This is a genomic window from Pseudomonas sp. TTU2014-080ASC (assembly GCF_001446935.1).
In the GTDB taxonomy this organism is placed as follows: domain Bacteria; phylum Pseudomonadota; class Gammaproteobacteria; order Pseudomonadales; family Pseudomonadaceae; genus Aquipseudomonas.
Map to the genome: position 1 here is coordinate 486,073 of NZ_LKKK01000002.1, position 16,596 is coordinate 502,668.

13 protein-coding genes and 1 pseudogene are annotated in these 16,596 nt (G+C 56.8%); 4 read left to right on the forward strand and 10 right to left on the reverse strand.

What is annotated here, in order from left to right; all coding sequences use genetic code 11:
- Positions 1–48: 48 nt before the first annotated feature.
- The 10 genes and pseudogenes from tssF to AO726_RS07780 all read right to left on the reverse strand — a co-directional run bounded on the left by tssF (position 49) and on the right by AO726_RS07780 (position 10,121).
- The gene (gene tssF, locus AO726_RS07735; protein WP_058067491.1) at positions 49–1,839 is read right to left on the reverse strand and encodes a type VI secretion system baseplate subunit TssF; all 1,791 of its coding nucleotides are present in this window, start codon (positions 1,837–1,839) and stop codon (positions 49–51) included.
- Between the two features lie 148 nt (positions 1,840–1,987).
- Positions 1,988–2,260, reverse strand: a pseudogene (locus tag AO726_RS07740) (PAAR domain-containing protein); the annotation flags it as partial.
- A gap of 11 nt (positions 2,261–2,271) precedes the next feature.
- Positions 2,272–2,676 (reverse strand): type VI secretion system baseplate subunit TssE, encoded by a 405-nt coding sequence (gene tssE / locus AO726_RS07745; protein ID WP_058067492.1) that lies wholly within the window; start codon positions 2,674–2,676, stop codon positions 2,272–2,274.
- Between the two features lie 6 nt (positions 2,677–2,682).
- The gene (gene tssC, locus AO726_RS07750) at positions 2,683–4,161 is read right to left on the reverse strand and encodes a type VI secretion system contractile sheath large subunit (RefSeq protein WP_058067493.1); all 1,479 of its coding nucleotides are present in this window, start codon (positions 4,159–4,161) and stop codon (positions 2,683–2,685) included.
- A gap of 25 nt (positions 4,162–4,186) precedes the next feature.
- The gene (gene tssB / locus AO726_RS07755) at positions 4,187–4,693 is read right to left on the reverse strand and encodes a type VI secretion system contractile sheath small subunit (RefSeq protein WP_058067494.1); all 507 of its coding nucleotides are present in this window, start codon (positions 4,691–4,693) and stop codon (positions 4,187–4,189) included.
- A 33-nt stretch (positions 4,694–4,726) separates the two neighbouring features.
- Positions 4,727–6,286 (reverse strand): type VI secretion system protein TssA, encoded by a 1,560-nt coding sequence (gene tssA, locus AO726_RS07760; protein ID WP_058067495.1) that lies wholly within the window; start codon positions 6,284–6,286, stop codon positions 4,727–4,729.
- Between the two features lie 401 nt (positions 6,287–6,687).
- Positions 6,688–7,578 (reverse strand): D-hexose-6-phosphate mutarotase, encoded by an 891-nt coding sequence (locus AO726_RS07765; protein WP_058067496.1) that lies wholly within the window; start codon positions 7,576–7,578, stop codon positions 6,688–6,690.
- Between the two features lie 73 nt (positions 7,579–7,651).
- Positions 7,652–9,028, reverse strand: coding sequence for a TRAP transporter large permease (locus tag AO726_RS07770; RefSeq protein WP_058067497.1), 1,377 nt, complete (start codon positions 9,026–9,028; stop codon positions 7,652–7,654).
- Positions 9,021–9,572: a TRAP transporter small permease subunit gene (locus tag AO726_RS07775; RefSeq protein ID WP_058067498.1), complete on the reverse strand. Its 552-nt coding sequence runs from the start codon at positions 9,570–9,572 to the stop codon at positions 9,021–9,023. Before AO726_RS07775 ends, AO726_RS07770 begins: the two co-directional genes overlap by 8 nt.
- 147 nt (positions 9,573–9,719) lie before the next feature.
- Positions 9,720–10,121: an acyl-CoA thioesterase gene (locus AO726_RS07780; RefSeq protein WP_058067499.1), complete on the reverse strand. Its 402-nt coding sequence runs from the start codon at positions 10,119–10,121 to the stop codon at positions 9,720–9,722.
- 317 nt (positions 10,122–10,438) lie between these two features.
- On the opposite strand from AO726_RS07780, the gene AO726_RS07785 reads away from it, so the two are divergent.
- The 4 genes from AO726_RS07785 (at position 10,439) to pstB (ending at position 16,463) form a co-directional block, all read left to right on the forward strand.
- On the forward strand, positions 10,439–11,407 hold the full coding sequence (locus AO726_RS07785; RefSeq protein ID WP_058067500.1) for a PstS family phosphate ABC transporter substrate-binding protein: 969 nt from the start codon (positions 10,439–10,441) through the stop codon (positions 11,405–11,407).
- A gap of 184 nt (positions 11,408–11,591) precedes the next feature.
- Entirely contained in the window at positions 11,592–13,877 is a 2,286-nt protein-coding gene (locus AO726_RS07790; RefSeq protein ID WP_058067501.1) for an ABC transporter permease subunit, read from the forward strand.
- 14 nt (positions 13,878–13,891) lie between these two features.
- Positions 13,892–15,568: a phosphate ABC transporter permease PstA gene (pstA, locus tag AO726_RS07795; protein ID WP_446737414.1), complete on the forward strand. Its 1,677-nt coding sequence runs from the start codon at positions 13,892–13,894 to the stop codon at positions 15,566–15,568.
- Positions 15,569–15,629: 61 nt separating this feature from the next.
- Positions 15,630–16,463 carry a phosphate ABC transporter ATP-binding protein PstB gene (gene pstB, locus AO726_RS07800; RefSeq protein ID WP_058067502.1) on the forward strand — a complete coding sequence of 278 codons (834 nt, stop codon included), beginning with the start codon at positions 15,630–15,632 and terminating at the stop codon, positions 16,461–16,463.
- Positions 16,464–16,596 lie beyond the last annotated feature (133 nt).

A 16,596-nucleotide genomic window follows, 5' to 3' on the forward strand; every position in this document is an offset into this window, starting at 1 on the left:
AGTATGAAACGGGCCACAGGTGTGTGCTTGAATCGCGTCTCATCATAGTTACAGCAACGGTTGTTGCCCCATCCTTGGAATCCACTGGTAAACCTCTCCTTTGGTGCTTTGTACGCGCAGCTCGTGATACGAGTTCAAACTGGCATACAGGGCAAAGAACTCATTGAGCACCGAAGCAAACAGGAACAGGTCACCCTCGCCGACGTAGCCCTCCGGGTTGATCGTCAGCTGCGTGCGCACCCCGCGAACAGGCAGACCACGATGCAGCCGGTCAACGTGCTGGTGGCTTATGCTTTTCATGCCGTCGAGCAGACGTTTGCTGACGCGGGCGGCATGCTGGTCGTAATAGCGCGGCAGGTCGTAGGTCTCGAGAATGACCTTGAGTGCATTTACGTCACTGAGCGACAGGTAGTTCAGCGACATATTGCTGATCAGCTTCCACAAGTAGTCACGGTGCAGCGGTGGTGCGTAACTTGGGGTGACCGAGCTGATATTGCGGAAGCTGAGAAACTCCGGCGTGTCTTCGCTCGGTACACAGATATCACCCAGGCCAAGTTGCTGAGGCAGGCCCTGATTGGTGCAGGTCAGCTCGACCGAAACGGTTTCGTGTTGGGCCAGATTACGCAAGCTGAAGCTCAGGTAGGTTTCAAGTCCACTACCAAACATGGATGGCTGCTGGCGAACGCTGTAGTGAGGCCGTGTTACGGGAACATCGAAGCTGGGGTCGTGCTCGAAGGATTCGAACTGGACATAATCTTCATAGCCTTTGCCACCTGGCGTCCAGCCAGTAACCCGGTCTACGGAGAACACGCCGCAATGGGCGGCATCCAGCTCGGCAGGTAGCAGCAGGTACTGGTCTTGTTTACCGTCAAGACGGATAGGGATGGCGTCGTGGCTGAACAGGTTGACCACCGGTGTGCAATACAAGCGCACGTTCTCCACGGTGGGGCGGACACGCTGAATGCCGGCTTGCTGGATATCGAAACGCAGTTCAAAGCCACGGGCTTGTTTGAGAGTTTCTTCGGGAACCTGGTTCAGCACGTCCAGCCCAGCTAATTCTACAAACAGGAACTTCTCTTGAAACGCGAAGTACTCCTGCAGGTAGCGATACCCGCGGAATGTATTGAGCGGATACGGGATCAACGCTTCATCTTCAGCAAAGCCCACTGGCTGAATCTTGTCTGTGGGCAGCTTCAAGGCTGGCAGCGGATCATGCAGGGCATCCTGCAGAGGCTTGCCATCTGCGTTGAGCAACACCAGTTGAAGACCATGCACATGGCGCAACAGCCCCAGATATAACATCTGACTGATATAGCGTTCACCGGCCAGATGCAGGCGTAATTGATTAAGGCCCAGATCACCCAGATGACCGTCAGCGGTCATCTCGAAACGCAGGTTAAGCAAGGCGCCACCGCCTTTGACCGAGTAATCCAGCGCACTGAGCGTCAGCGGATAGACGTCGGTGGCATAGGCTGTACGGAACTGGCAGGCCACTCCCTGAATCGGCTTGGACTCAACCGGCGTATTGCGCGGTACGTTAAGCGCACCACCAGGGCGTTTTAGCGGATCAAACTGCAGCATGCTGAACGCAGGCAGTGGCCGCATATAGTTCGGCCAGAGCAGGTTCATCAGCGAGTGCGTCAGCTCCGGCAGCTCATCATCCAGTTTTTGACGCAGGCGTCCGGTAAGAAACGCAAAGCCTTCCAGCAGGCGCTCGACATCCGGGTCGCGTCCAGCCTGGCCAAGGAACGGAGCCAGCGCCGGACTGCGCTCGGCAAAACGCTTGCCAAGCTGGCGCAGGGCGGTGAGTTCGCTCTGGTAGTAGTGGTTGAAAGACACTTAATAATACCTGCGTTTCGTTAACTGGGAGCTGTGGACCGCGGTGCTGAGTGCATCGCTATGCTCACGGAGAGAGCATCCATTTCTCTGCTTAGTCGGTGTAAAGCCAACTCGCTTAGGCGTTCGGCTGGAGCTTCTCTTAGCTACCATTGCCAATAATCACCGTCCCCGATCCACCCACAACCACATTGCCGTGGCTGCCCACACTTCCCAATACGGCTGCCGGTTTCCCGTTAATCAGCACATTGGGAATTACATTTCCGGCCATGGCACCGCCGCAGGCGCTTGGGTCGCCTTGGCGTGCGGCGGGCAGGCTGTCGAACAGCACATCGGGAGAGCCAGCCACGATTGGGTTGGTGCCGTGACCCGGTAACGGGCAAGCAGTTGGATCGGTGACGCGGGCTGCGGGTTTGCCTGACATGTCTGCTCTCCTTAGCTGACCTTAACCACTCCGCTGCCGTTGAGGCTGGCAGAGAAGCTGACGTGGTGTTTCATGCCGTCGATCTGCAACAGACCTTCAATGGCGAATGCCAGATTCAGCGGGTTGCTGTCGCGGGGCAGGGAGATCACCTGCACTTCACTTAAGCGAGGTTCATAGGCCTCGATAAAGCGTTCAATTGCGGTACGCGCCTGCTGCAACGAGTCGTGCAGTGACAGGCGCATATCGTTGAGATCGGGCAACCCGTAATCGGGCAGCGTTTGCACACTGCCCGCACGGGTACTGAGCATTTTTGACAGGTGGGCAGCCACCGACGCCATGACGGCTGCTTCATGGCTCCAGCCCTTGCGGGCGCTGGTTTCACCACCAAGGCGTTCGAACAGGCTGCCGTACGTCATGGATGCTTATTCCTTGTCCAGCTTGCCAACCAGGGACAGGGTGAAATCTGCGCCCATGTACTTGAAGTGCGGACGCACGTTGAGGTTGACGCGGTACCAGCCCGGCTCGCCTTCAACATCGCTGACCACAACCTGAGCGGCGCGCAGCGGACGACGGCTGCGAACTTCGGCGCTTGGGTTTTCCTGATCGGCTACGAACTGGCGAATCCACTTGTTCAGTTCCAGCTCAAGGTCGGTGCGCTCTTTCCACGAGCCGATCTGCTCGCGCTGCAGCACTTTCAGGTAGTGGGCCAGACGGTTGATGATGAACATGTATGGCAGCTGGGTGCCGAGTTTGTAGTTCAGTTCAGCAGTCTTGCCTTCTTCGCTGATGCCGAAGAACTTCGGCTTCTGCACCGAGCTTGCGGAGAAGAATGCGGCGTTGTCGCTGCCTTTACGCATGGTCAGGGCAATAAAGCCTTCTTCAGCCAGTTCGTACTCGCGGCGGTCAGAAACCAGAACCTCAGTCGGAATCTTGGTTTCGATTTCGCCCATGCTTTCGAAGTGGTGCAGTGGCAGGTCTTCAACCGCACCGCCGCTCTGCGGGCCGATGATGTTCGGACACCAGCGGAACTTGGCGAAGCTGTCGGTCAGACGGGTGGCGAAGGTGTAGGCGGTGTTGCCCCACAGGTAATGCTCGTGGCTGTTGGCGACGTTCTCTTTGTAGACGAACGTTTTCACCGGGTTGTCTTCCGGGTCGTACGGGTTACGCAGCAGGAAGCGCGGTACGGTCAGGCCAACATAGCGAGAGTCTTCTTGCTCGCGGAAGCTTTGCCATTTGGCGAACTGAGGGCCTTCGAAGTGATCCTTCAGGTCTTTCAGATCTGGCAGGCCAGTGAAGCTTTCCAGACCGAAGAATTTCGGGCCGGCCGCTGCAATGAACGGTGCGTGAGACATGCTGGCGACGCTGGCCACGTACTGCATGGTCTTCACGTCCGGTGCGCTCGGATCGAAGTAGTAGTTGGCGATCAGGGCGCCGACTGGCTGGCCACCGAACTGGCCGTATTCGGCGGTGTAGATGTGCTTGTACAGACCAGACTGAACGATCTCCGGGCTGTCTTCAAAGTCATCCAGCAGGTCCTGCTTGGAAGCGTTGAGGATTTCCAGCTTGATGTTTTCGCGGAAGTTGGTGCGATCTACCAGCAGCTTGAGGCCGCGCCAGGACGATTCGAGGGACTGGAACTCCTGATGGTGGAGAATCTCGTCCATCTGGCGGCTCAGTTTGGCGTCGATCTCCGCGATCATGCGGTCGACCATGGCCTTTTTAACTGGCTCGTTTTCGTTCTGTGGCTTCAGCAGCTCTTCGATGAAGGCCGACACGCCACGTTTGGCGATGTCATAGGCTTCGTCATCAGGCGTCAGTTTAGTTTCTGCAATGATGCGGTCGAGAATGCCCGCTTCGGCTGCGCTTTTGCTGGCAGCTGCGGTTGCGCTTTTGGTGCTCATTTAATGCGTCCTTGTCGGATGAGTATCAGGAATCCAGTTTGTCCTTGGCCGCCAGGCCAAGCTCGCCGAGGATGCGATCGCGGGAATCGTCGTCGGCCAGTACGCTCTCAATGGCTTTACGGAAGGCCGGGGCGTTGCCCAGAGGGCCTTTCAGGGCCACCAGTGCGTCACGCAGTTCCATCAGTTTTTTCAGCTCAGGAACTTGTTCAACCAGGTTGGCCGGGTTGAAGTCTTTCATCGAGTTGATGCGCAGCTGAACAGCCAGCTCTTCGTCTGTGGCTTCGTCTTGAAGGCGGTTTGGTACCGACAGGGTCAGGTTCAGTTCCTGCTTGGCGAGGACTTCGTCGAAGCTGTTTTTGTCGATGCTGATTGGCTTGCGGTCTTCGATCTTGCGATCGTCAGCGCGCTGGGTGAAGTCGCCTAATACCATCAGTTTCAGCGGCAGTTCGATTTCTTCCTGAGCGCCACCGGTGGCGGGTTTGAACGTTACGTTGATGCGTTCCTTTGGGGCTACCGAGCCTTCTTTGGCCATGGTCGTTCTCCATTACGGTTATGGCCCGAGGGCCTAGTCGAGCACCACTTCGAGGTCGAGGTGGCACAATCTTCGGTGAATCTCGTCTTTCTCTTCGCGCACGGCATTGTTCTGCGGCAGTAATTCGCAGCAGCTGTGTCGCAGGCGCAGGACTTCAAGGACGAGATCGGGTTCCCATTTGCTCAGGCCGTTGGCATGCAGCAACTGGTCGAGTGCTTCGAGCTGGGTTCTGGCCAGATCGTACTTCTTGGCGGCGTAGCACAGACGGGCGAGTGTCAGCTGCCAGAAAAAGCGCTCACGCTCGCCGCGGGCACTGGCCATTTCAGTTTTGATCTGTTGCACAGCAGCTTTGAGGCCGTCCTGGCGCAGGCAGGATATGGCTTCCTGCAGGGCGAGATCCCAGGCGGGGGCGCTGTCGGTATTTGCTGTCGCGAGTTTGTCTTCAGATTGACCTTGTACGTGCGGCATGACTTGTGTGATCAGCCAGGCTCGGGTCTGGTCATCGGCAAACGGGGTGCCGTCATGAAAGCGCAAGGTTTCCAGACCGGCCATGCGTTGCATGAATAGCGCCAGCTGGATTTCGACTTCACGCATGGCCTGTTCGGCATTAAGACCTTGTAGGCATTGCCAAACTAAGTGTTGCCCGTCGAGCCAGAAAGGCGCACGGGCAATGCTGGCCTCAAGGTCGACCAGCAAGTCGGCGTAATGCCCGCCGAGCAGGCGCTCCTGATAGCTTTTCAGCTTGTCGATGGGGATGCCGCGCAGGCTGGTGATCAGCTCGCTGTTACGCTCTGGAAGATTGTCGATGGGCAGCCACAGCAGGGTGCGCGCCAGACGCAGTGCGCGCAGATCGCTGGCTTTCTGTTTCAGCCAGTAAGCGCATAAGGGGCGAGCCTGGTCTTGCAGTTGGCGCAGGCTTTTGTGCGCATCGCGTTCAGAGTCAATGACGCTGGTGGGGGCCAGTATCTGGGTGGCGGCCTGTTTGACCTGGGCGATGGCGCTGCTGACGACAGTGGGCTCTGCTTGGGTCTGACTGGCGCGTTTGACCAGGTCTTCGAGGCGCCTGCTCAGGGGCAGTAGCAGAGGGGATTCATCGCCCAGTTGCTCGCTCAAGAAGGCTTCGAGCTGGCGGATTTGCTCAGTGACGCTACGAAAGAGGGGGAGGTGTTCGCCAATCGGGATGTGTTCTGCCAGCGTTTGCTCCAGGCGCGGAACCAGCCAAGTAATAGCTGCTGCTCGGGTACGTGGTTTGCCTGGATAAAGTTCGGCCCAGTGGTTAAGGCACAAGTAATGAATCAACGTCAGGCCAGCATGCAGACCGGTGAAGGACTCGCGTTGATACAGACCCCATGTCAGCCAGGTGGCGACGCGCAAATCTTTGGACTGATCAGTAAGCAGGGCTTCGCTGTTCTCGATGACTTTTTGCCAGTCGATAGCCGCGGTTTGATGGATTGATGAGGCCTTAGCGAGCTCGTTCTCAAGAGCTTCATATTCACCTGAATAGCGAACATCTTCTCCCGAAAAGGAGCCATCATTAATAGGGCGCTTGGCCAGCGCCAGATAATGGGCGCTGCGCTTACTTGAATAGGTCATTCCCTGACTCAATTTCTATTTTGGCAGACTTTCCGGACTGCTACGTGTTGCTAGGCCGTAATTGTTTACGGTGTGTGTAAATATTTCCGATTGGCGAATTCGGTCAATCCTATTCAATTTTTTTTGTAACAACAATCACCAAAAAGTCCGGGCTAGACGCATTTGCTGATTTATGTATCAATTTGTATCTTTTGCGTGACGATCTATCTACCGATCTTAATGCGCGGAAGCCCTGATAATCTGTCCTAGGAAATTTCTTGCGAAAAGTTAAGGACGACATTGATTTCAAATTGACATTAGTGCGTTTGGTTTAATGCGTTATTACGACGCAGGTTATAAACAGGACTGTATTAATGGATAACTTTGTTGTTGGCTGTTTAGTCCTCGAAGTTATGACTCCTTTATTCGCTCCAGATACAAGCTTTTAATATGTGCTGTTCCCCGGATGATAAGGTTTTGCAGTCATCTGCAGCGTTGGCATGTTCAATACAGAGCATGTTTTGCCAAGCCTCATGGGCAAACTGGGAGAGGCGCTGACTCTTGCTGATCCACGGGTTCCAGACTACCGCAGAGCGTGACCCCGAGCTGTGCAAATGGATGCGCCGCTGCCAGGCTTCGTCGACGATGGTCAGCCGGTCTGCTGTCTCCAGATAGACCCGGTCAGTCTCGCCGCTGAAGTGTTGTAAGCCGTCTTGTACTTGGCGTTTCCAACCATCCAAGCAGTCCAGATAGGGGCTGCCTTGTAGGCCATCTATCTGCACGTTGCGTATGTCGCTCACAGCAAAGTAACTGTGTAAGGCCTGACTGTAGGTGAGGTTTGTGTCACCCCGATTACAGGTCGTCAGGGCTATATGGAGACGTTCGTTCAGGTGCAGGTGGAGCTGCAGTAGGGCGTCATGTGGCCAGTCTGGTTGTGGGTTCAGGCGGATATCGAAGGTGAAGTCGAGGTGAATGCCGTCGTCTTTGGTTTGGATGCCTTGCAGTTGCCAATCGACCCCGCGCACAAAACCGTGAGCTGGGGCGCTATCAAGTTGCAGATGCATGGCCTGAACTGACGGTGGGTTTTGTCCTAGGTTGGCAAACCATGGCCAGCAGATCGGGATGCCGCCCCGCACAGGCTGACCGCGTTTGAAGCTGGCCAAATCGCTCAGCCAGATCAGCGGCCGTTCGCCTTCTATATAGGAGAGTACTTGAGCGCCTTGCTGGCTGATCAGTAGGGTGTTGCTGCCATAACGGACTCGCCAGCAGAGCAGTTCATCAAGTTGAATTTGTTCGACGCTTGAGTGGGGCATAGCGGACTCGCAGTCTGGCAGGAGTGGGTGATCATATAGAAACAAACGCCCGCAAGGGCGGGCGTTGTCTGGGTTAGTTGCCGTACACCTGTTGCGGCAGCCAGGTGATCAATGCGGGGAAGAGGTAGGCGATCACCAGTAGCAGGAGCTGCAGGGCAATAAATGGCACCACGCCCCGGTACATGGTTATGGTTGAAATACTGCGTGGAGTGACGCCTCGCAGGTAGAACAGCGAGAAACCCAGGGGCGGTGTGAGGAACGAGGTCTGCAGGTTGAGAGCAATCATCACGCCCAGCCATACCGGGTCTAGCCCCATTGCCAGCAACACGGGGCCGACGATGGGAACGACGACAAAGACGATCTCGATAAAGTCGAGAATAAAGCCCAGCAAGAAAATCACCAGCATGACCAGAAAGAAGGCGCCCATGACGCCGCCGGGCAGTTGCTGGAACAGCTCTTCAATCACGCTCTCACCGCCAAAACCACGGAACACTAGGGAGAACAGTGAGGCTCCGATCAGGATCATGAAGACCATGCAGCTGATGTCGGTGGTGCTGTGGGCGACGTTGCGCAATTGGCCGATGTTCAGCTGCCCTTTGCACAGCGCCAATAGGGTTGCGCCTACCGCGCCAATGGCGGCAGCTTCAGTGGGGGTGGCATAGCCTCCCAGTATGGAGCCCAGTACCGCGAAAATCAGCAGCAGTGGTGCTATCAAGGATGTCAGCAGTGAGGTCCAGCGCAGGCTGCCGAGTTCCTCTTTAGGAACGGCGGGCATTTTTTCCGGTTTGAGTAGCGTCATCCCGATCAGGTAGGCGATGTACAGGCCGATCAACAACAGGCCCGGCAGTAGCGCGCCCATAAACAGGTCGCCGACCGATACCGTTTTCGGGCTGAAGATGCCCATTTTCAGCTGCGCTTGTTGATACGCGCTGGACATCACATCACCGAGCAGGACCAGCACAATCGACGGCGGAATGATTTGGCCAAGGGTGCCGGTGGCGGCGAGCGTACCGGTTGCGATGGCCGGATCGTAGCCGCGTTTGAGCAGTGTTGGCAGGGCCAGCAGGCCCATGGTGACGACAGTGGCACCGACAATACCTGTGCTGGCTGCAAGCAGTGCGCCGACTAAGCACACCGAAATCATCAGGCCGCCGCGTAAGCTGCCAAATAGCCGCGACATGGATCCGAGCAGGTCTTCGGCAATGCGGCTCTTTTCCAGCATCACGCCCATAAACACGAACAGCGGCACCGCCAGCATGGTTTGGTTGTTCATGATGCCAAACAATCGGTTGGGCAAGGCGCTGAGGTAGGTAGCGTCAAAGGTGCCTGTGACGATGCCGAGACCGGCAAACAGCAGTGAAACGCCGGCCAACGTGAAGGCCACCGGATAGCCCGCCATAAGCACCAGGCAGACGCTGACGAACAGCAGGATCGCCATAACCTCAGCCATGTTTCACCTCCAGCTCCGGCGTAGGCAGGCGGCCTGTAAAGATGAAGACGGCTTTGATCAGGTTGGACAGCCCTTGCAGCAAAAGCCCAGCTACCAGCAGAAGAATGATGCTTTTTTGCAGGTAGACGAATTTGAGTCCGCCGGACTCACTGGAGCTTTCGCGGCTGGCCCAGGCATTACCGATGTAGTCCCAGCTGGCCCAGCCCAGAAAGAGGCATAGCGGCATTAGGAATACCAAGGTGCCGAGGATCTCTACCAGTGCCTGCTGGCGGCCGTTGAAACGCTGGTAAAAGATGTCTACCCGGACATGGGCATTACGCTGCAGAGCCCAGGCCGCGCAGCCCATAAACACCAGCGCGTGTGCGTAGAGCACGGCTTCCTGTAGCGCGGTAGCGCCAATGCCGAAGCTGTAACGCAGGATGACCACAAGCGTGGTGCCAAGTACCAGAAAAAGTGTCAGCCAGCTGCAGACTTTGGCAAAGCCAGCGTTGATCGAGTCAATCAGGTAGGCGATTCGCAGAGCAAATGAAGGCGGTGCGGACATCGTGGGCCCTATCGGAGGCGTCTGAGGATTGCCGATTCTAGGGGCGGCTCAGGTACGACAGCAATGCCAGCCTAGTACTAAGAAGCCTAGGCTGCAGATAGAGGCATGCAGCGCCTAAGGGCGCTGCGCGTGCCAGCATAGCTTGGGTCAGCGGCGTGGTGGGACCGGACGGGTGCGGCCGCTGCCGTCAATAGCCACGAAGACGAACACGGCTTCAGTGACTTTTCGCCATTCGCTGGAGAGTGGGTCATCGCTCCACACTTCGACCAGCATCTGGATCGAGCTGCGGCCGACGTTAAGTGCCTGTGTATAAAAGGACAGCTGGGAGCCGACGGCAACGGGCACCAGAAATGCCATGCGGTCGATAGCGACGGTGGCGACGCGGCCGCCTGCTACTTTGCTGGCCATGGCGGTGCCGGCCAGGTCCATCTGCGATACCAGCCAGCCGCCGTAAATGTCGCCGAAACCGTTGGTCTCGCGCGGCAGTGCGGTGATTTGCAGGGCGAGATCGCCTTGAGGGATTGGGTCTTCCTGTTCGAAATCTTGCATCAGAATGGCTCGTGGCGCAGTTGTTTTTATTGGCGCAAACGGATGGGTTTAGGCCGCATGATGAGATGTCGCGAGCGGACTGGGTCATCCGCAGAACTACAGGTGGCTGCAGCGCTGCCGAGTATAACCACTCGGGGTGGGCGGGGCGACTGTGGCACCTTGCCGCCTCCTTCAGCGCGGGCCTAGTGTCCGGCATATTCGCGAATACAGTCCACACTTATTCGAAGTCATTTAACTGTCACATTCATTAAATACAGTGTTCACATGGCCCTTTGATACTTGGCCCGTCTAACAACACTACACATCTGGAGTAAGGCATGAAACTCAAGCGTTTGATGGCGGCTATGACTTTTGTCGCCGCTGGCGTTACTACCGCCACTGCGGTTGCCGCTGTTGATCCGGCTCTGCCGAGCTACACCAAGACTTCCGGCGTATCGGGCAACCTGTCCAGCGTAGGTTCCGACTCGCTGGCCAACCTGATGACCCTGTGGGCAGAATCCTTTAAGAAGGAATACCCAAGCGTCAACATCCAAATTCAGGCTGCCGGTTCTTCTACTGCTCCGATCGCACTGATCGAAGGCACTGCTAACCTGGGCCCAATGAGCCGTCCGATGAAAGACTCGGAAATCCAGGCTTTTGAAGAGAAGTACGGCTACAAGCCGACTGCAATTCCGGTTGCGATCGATGCGCTGGCTGTTTTCGTACACAAAGACAACCCGATCAAGAGCCTCGACTTGGCTCAGGTTGATGCCATCTTCTCCAGCACCCGCCTGTGCGGTGCGCCATCCGATATCAAAACCTGGGGTGATCTGGGGCTGACCGGTGAGTGGGCTGCTAAACCGATTCAACTGTTCGGCCGTAACTCGGTATCCGGTACTTACGGTTACTTCAAAGAAGAAGCCCTGTGTAAGGGTGACTACAAAACCAACGTAAACGAGCAGCCTGGTTCGGCTTCTGTGGTGCAGTCGATCTCCAGCACCCTGAACGCTATCGGTTACTCGGGTATCGGTTACAGAACTTCCAGCGTTAAAGCTGTTCCGCTGTCCAAGAAAGGCGGTGAGGCTTTCGAAGCTAACGAAGATAACGCTCTGGCTGGCAAATTCCCGCTGGCACGTTTCTTCTACGTCTACGTGAACAAAGCGCCGAACAAGCCACTGAGCCCGCTGGATGCTGAGTTCGTTAAGCTGGTTCTGTCCAAGCAAGGCCAGGAAGTGGTTGTAAAAGATGGCTACATCCCACTGCCATCCAAAGTGGTTGAGAAGACCAAGAAAGAGCTGGGTCTGTAATCCAGTCACTTAACTGGTAGGGATGCCGGTTGCCTGAAACACCCGCCTTCGATGTATCGAATGGCGGGTTTTGCTTTGTCAGTGTTCTGTAACTTTTCTGTCATACAAAGCGACTACATTGCACTCAGCATAGCGACTGAACTCAATTTGGCGCACTCATGGCTGCGCAGAGACGCTCTTACCTATGAATGACTTGGCTAGTAAAACCATGACCGCCTCAAGCAAATCTCTCGGGCTGGACTTCAATACTCCGGCCTTGAAGCGCAAGCGTCGCTTGCGTGCCCTGAAAGATCGTATGGCTCGCTGGGCTGTATCCGTCGGGGGTATGGCTGTTTTGGGTGCGATTACCCTGATTTTCTTCTACCTGGCTTATGTTGTGCTGCCGATGTTTCAGGGGGCCAGTCTTGATAGCGGCAAAGCGGTAGAGGCACCTTGGCTCAAGAACTCCGGTGCGCCGCTGCTGATGAGCTTGGAGGAGCAGAATCAGGTAGGTATGCGCCTGGATCAGAGCGGCAAGGTCGAGTTCTTTAATGCTGAGAACATGGCATTGCTCAAGACGGTTAACCTGCCGATCCCAGAGCAGGTTTCAATCACCTCGATTGGTAAAGATCAGCCGGGCAGCAACCGTATTGCTTTGGGCCTGTCCAACGGTCAGGTGCTGGTGTTGCAGCATGAGTACAAGATCTCCTATCCCAATGATGTGAAGACCATCAGTCCAACCATCACATATCCCTTTGGTGAGACCCCGATTGCTCTGGACCCGCAAGGGCGCGGTTTGGACCACATTGCACTGAACCTCAACGGAGGCACGCTGATGTTGGCGGGCTCCGTGGATGCAGCGCTGGAGGTGGTGACACTGGGTCGCGAAGAGAATTTGATGACCGGTGAAGTGACAGTCAGCGAAGAGCGTGTATCCCTGCCGCAGCTGTCCGAGCCGATTAAAGAGTTGATCATCGACCCGCGGCAGATGTGGGTCTATGTGATCAACGGCCGCGCTACTGCCGATGTCTTCGACATGCGCACCAAGAGCCTCAATGGCCGCTACAAACTGCTCAAAGATGGCCAGACCGAAGTGACCCACGCCACGTCGCTGCTGGGCGGCATCTCGCTGATGGTCGGCGATAGCCGTGGCGGCATTCAGCAGTGGTTTATGGTCCGTGATGAGGATGGCAAGTCGTCCCTGAAGCTGATTCGCAGCTTTGAAATGGCCGGCAATCCGATTGTGCAGATCCTCCCGGAAGAGCGCCGTAAAGGGTTTGTCGCACTGGATGACAAAGGCAATCTGGGCCTTTTCCACAGCACTGCGCACCGCACGCTGTTGGTTGAATCAGTGGCCGATACTCAGGCGGTTGGCGGGTTGTCGCCGCGCGCCAATGTGCTGTTGGTTGAGAGCGCAGGCACGCTTCGTAGTATTGCGATTGATAACCCGCACCCGGAGATTTCCTGGTCGTCGTTGTGGGGCAAAGTTTGGTACGAAAACTACGACGAGCCGGCGTATGTTTGGCAATCCACCTCGGCCAGTACCGACAGTGAGCCGAAACTGAGCCTTGCGCCGCTGGCGTTCGGTACGCTCAAAGCAGCGTTCTACGCCATGCTGCTGGCTGCACCGCTGGCTATTGCCGCTGCGATTTACACGGCTTACTTCATGGCCCCGGCCATGCGCCGTAAGGTCAAACCGGTGATCGAGCTGATGGAGGCATTGCCGACCGTTATTCTGGGTTTCTTTGCCGGTCTGTTCCTTGCACCGTATGTTGAGGGGCACCTGCCGGGCATCTTCAGCCTGCTGATCTTCACTCCATTCGGCATTCTTTTGACCGGTTATATCTGGAGCCGTCTGCCAGAGCGTGTACGTCTGAGTGTGCCGGATGGTTGGGAATCGGCGTTGTTGATCCCCGTAATCCTGCTGGTCGGTTACATCTCACTGGCCATGAGCGGCCACCTGGAAAACTGGCTTTTCGACGGCAACATGCGCCTGTGGTTGAGCAATGATCTGGGTATTGCCTTCGATCAGCGCAATGCCTTGGTGGTCGGTCTGGCGATGGGCTTTGCGGTGATCCCGAATATTTACTCGATCGCTGAGGATGCTGTGTTCAGCGTGCCTAAGAGCCTGACTTTCGGCTCGCTGGCGCTGGGTGCTACACCATGGCAAACCCTGATTCGTGTGGTGATTCTGACAGCCAGCCCAGGCATCTTCTCCGCCGTGATGATCGGCATGGGCCGGGCGGTGGGTGAAACCATGATCGTTCTGATGGCCACCGGCAACACCGCGATTATGGACATGAACATCTTTGAGGGCCTGCGCACGCTGGCCGCCAACGTGGCGGTGGAGATGCCGGAGTCCGAGGTGGGTGGAACGCACTACCGCGTGTTGTTCCTGTCGGCGTTGGTGCTGCTGACCTTCACCTTTGTCATGAACACCCTGGCCGAGCTTGTACGTCAGCGTCTGCGCGTCAAGTACGCCTCGCTCTAAGGATTCGAAGGTATATGTCCGTGAAACAGCAGAATCTTAAAACCTGGTTCAAGAGCGGTTCACCGTGGATCTGGATGAACGCCGGTGCGGTCTCCATCGCGGTGATCATGACCCTGGGTCTGTTGATGGTGATCGCCGTGCGTGGCCTGGGGCACTTCTGGCCTGCCGACATTCTTGAGGCTGACTATCAGGTGCCGGGCCAGGCTACCAAGGTCATGGCGGGTGAGGTCATTCAGGCCGAGGAAGTACCACGTGCCCGCTTGGCCGCATCCGGTCTGCCGGTTGACGTCAAGGGCGGCGAGTTTATGACCCGCGAGCTGCTTAAGGTGGGTAACCGCGATGTGTACGGCGCGGACTTCACCTGGGTTGTCGGCGAATGGTTGAGCAATCCGCGTACTCCGCTCAATCTGGTAGCGTTTGAGCGCCGTGAGTGGGGCAATTTTTATGGCTACATCGTTAACGTCAAAGAGAACGGAAACGTCGTAGCTGAAGGTGATGCAGCCTGGTCGGAACTGACGCAGCGTATTGATCGGGTCAATCAGCTGAACCAAAAGTTGGTGCGTCTGGAGAAGAAGGACATTGGTGCGGTTAACGCTGCACTGGAACGCATCCGCCTCGCCGAGCGTAGCCTTGAGCTGAAAGGCCGTCTGGATGACGCAGCCCGTGCAGAGTTTCAGGCCGAGCGTGATCAGTGGCATCAGCACTACCAGTCTCTGGAAGGTGAGCTGCTGGCGCTGCGTGAGGCCTACAACCGTGACAGTGTGACGGTGAAAACCGCTGATGGCCGCGAAGTGAACTTCAGCCTCGGCCATGTGGTGCGTGCCTTCCAGCCGAACAACATGAGCTTTATGGAAAAGCTCGGCTTCTACTTCAGCAAACTGTGGGAGTTTGTCAGCGACGAGCCTCGCGAGGCCAACACTGAAGGCGGCATCTTCCCGGCGATTTTCGGTACGGTGATGATGACCCTGATCATGGCCGTGATCGTAACGCCGTTTGGTGTGATTGCTGCCATCTATCTGCGCGAATACGCCAAGCAGGGCCCGCTGACCCGTGTCATCCGTATTGCGGTGAACAACCTGGCGGGTGTCCCGGCGATTGTTTACGGCGTGTTTGGCCTGGGCTTCTTCGTCTATGTGCTGGGCGGCTCGCTCGACCGCATCTTCTTCCCAGAGGCTGCACCGGCGCCGACCTTTGGTACGCCGGGCCTGATGTGGGCCTCGTTGACCCTGGCCATCCTGACCCTGCCGGTGGTGATCGTGGCCACTGAAGAAGGCCTGTCACGGATTCCCCGTGCGGTGCGCGAAGGCTCCCTTGCACTGGGTGCAACCAAGGTTGAAACCCTGTGGCGCGTGGTGCTGCCGATGGCCAGCCCGGCGATGATGACCGGCCTGATCCTGGCGGTGGCCCGTGCTGCTGGTGAAGTGGCACCGCTGATGCTGGTGGGTGTGGTTAAGCTGGCACCTTCGCTGCCGTTGGATGGCAACTACCCGTATCTGCACCTGGATCAGAAGATCATGCACCTGGGCTTCCACATTTATGACGTCGGCTTCCAGAGCCCGAACGTAGAAGCCGCGCGCCCATTGGTGTACGCAACGGCGCTGCTGCTGGTGCTGGTCATCATCACGCTGAACTTCAGTGCGGTCTTTATCCGTAACCATCTGCGCGAAAAGTACAAAGCGCTGGATCATTAATTATCAGCCGCCCGGCCGTTTGCCGGGCCGCCCAAATGAATTGTTAACGAGGGAGCATTCCATGCAACTCGAAGCACAAACCCACGGTATCGACATCTCCGCACTGGGCCGCGAGCGCCAGGGGCTGGACCTGAGCAAGGAAAGCGTAGCCATCGACGTACCGGGCCTTAATCTGTACTACGGCGAAAAACAGGCGCTGTTCGACGTCAAGATGAGTATTCCGAAGCAGCGCGTCACCGCTTTCATCGGCCCGTCCGGCTGCGGTAAATCCACCTTGCTGCGTACCTTCAACCGCATGAACGACCTAGTTGATGGCTGCCGCGTAGAAGGCGAAATCAACATCGACGGCACCAACATCTACCGCAAGGGCGAAGATGTGGCCGAGCTGCGCCGCCGCGTCGGCATGGTGTTCCAGAAGCCGAACCCGTTCCCGAAAAGCATCTACGAAAACGTGGTCTACGGTCTGCGTATTCAGGGCATCAACCAGCGCCGTGTGCTGGATGAAGCGGTTGAGTGGTCGCTGAAAAGCGCTGCGCTGTGGGACGAGGTAAAAGACCGTCTGCACGACTCCGCTCTTGGCCTTTCCGGTGGTCAGCAGCAGCGTCTGGTGATCGCCCGCACCGTCGCGGTACAGCCGGAAGTGCTGTTGCTCGATGAGCCGTGCTCGGCACTCGACCCGATCTCCACCCTGAAAGTGGAAGAGCTGATCTACGAGCTGAAGTCCAAGTACACCATCGTTATCGTGACCCACAACATGCAGCAAGCGGCGCGGGTGTCTGACTACACCGCGTTCATGTACATGGGCAAGCTGATTGAGTTTGGCGACACAGATACGCTGTTCACCAATCCGGCCAAGAAGCAGACTGAAGACTACATCACCGGCCGTTACGGTTAACCGGCTATGCCGAATGGCGCTGCGCGTTGTCGGCGGGACTTGCCGTACTGAGTGTACTGTCCGCGTCCCGCCTCCTAGCTCAGCACCCTTCGGCAAAGGCCGGAGTTCCAAAGAATTGATAGAACTATCAACC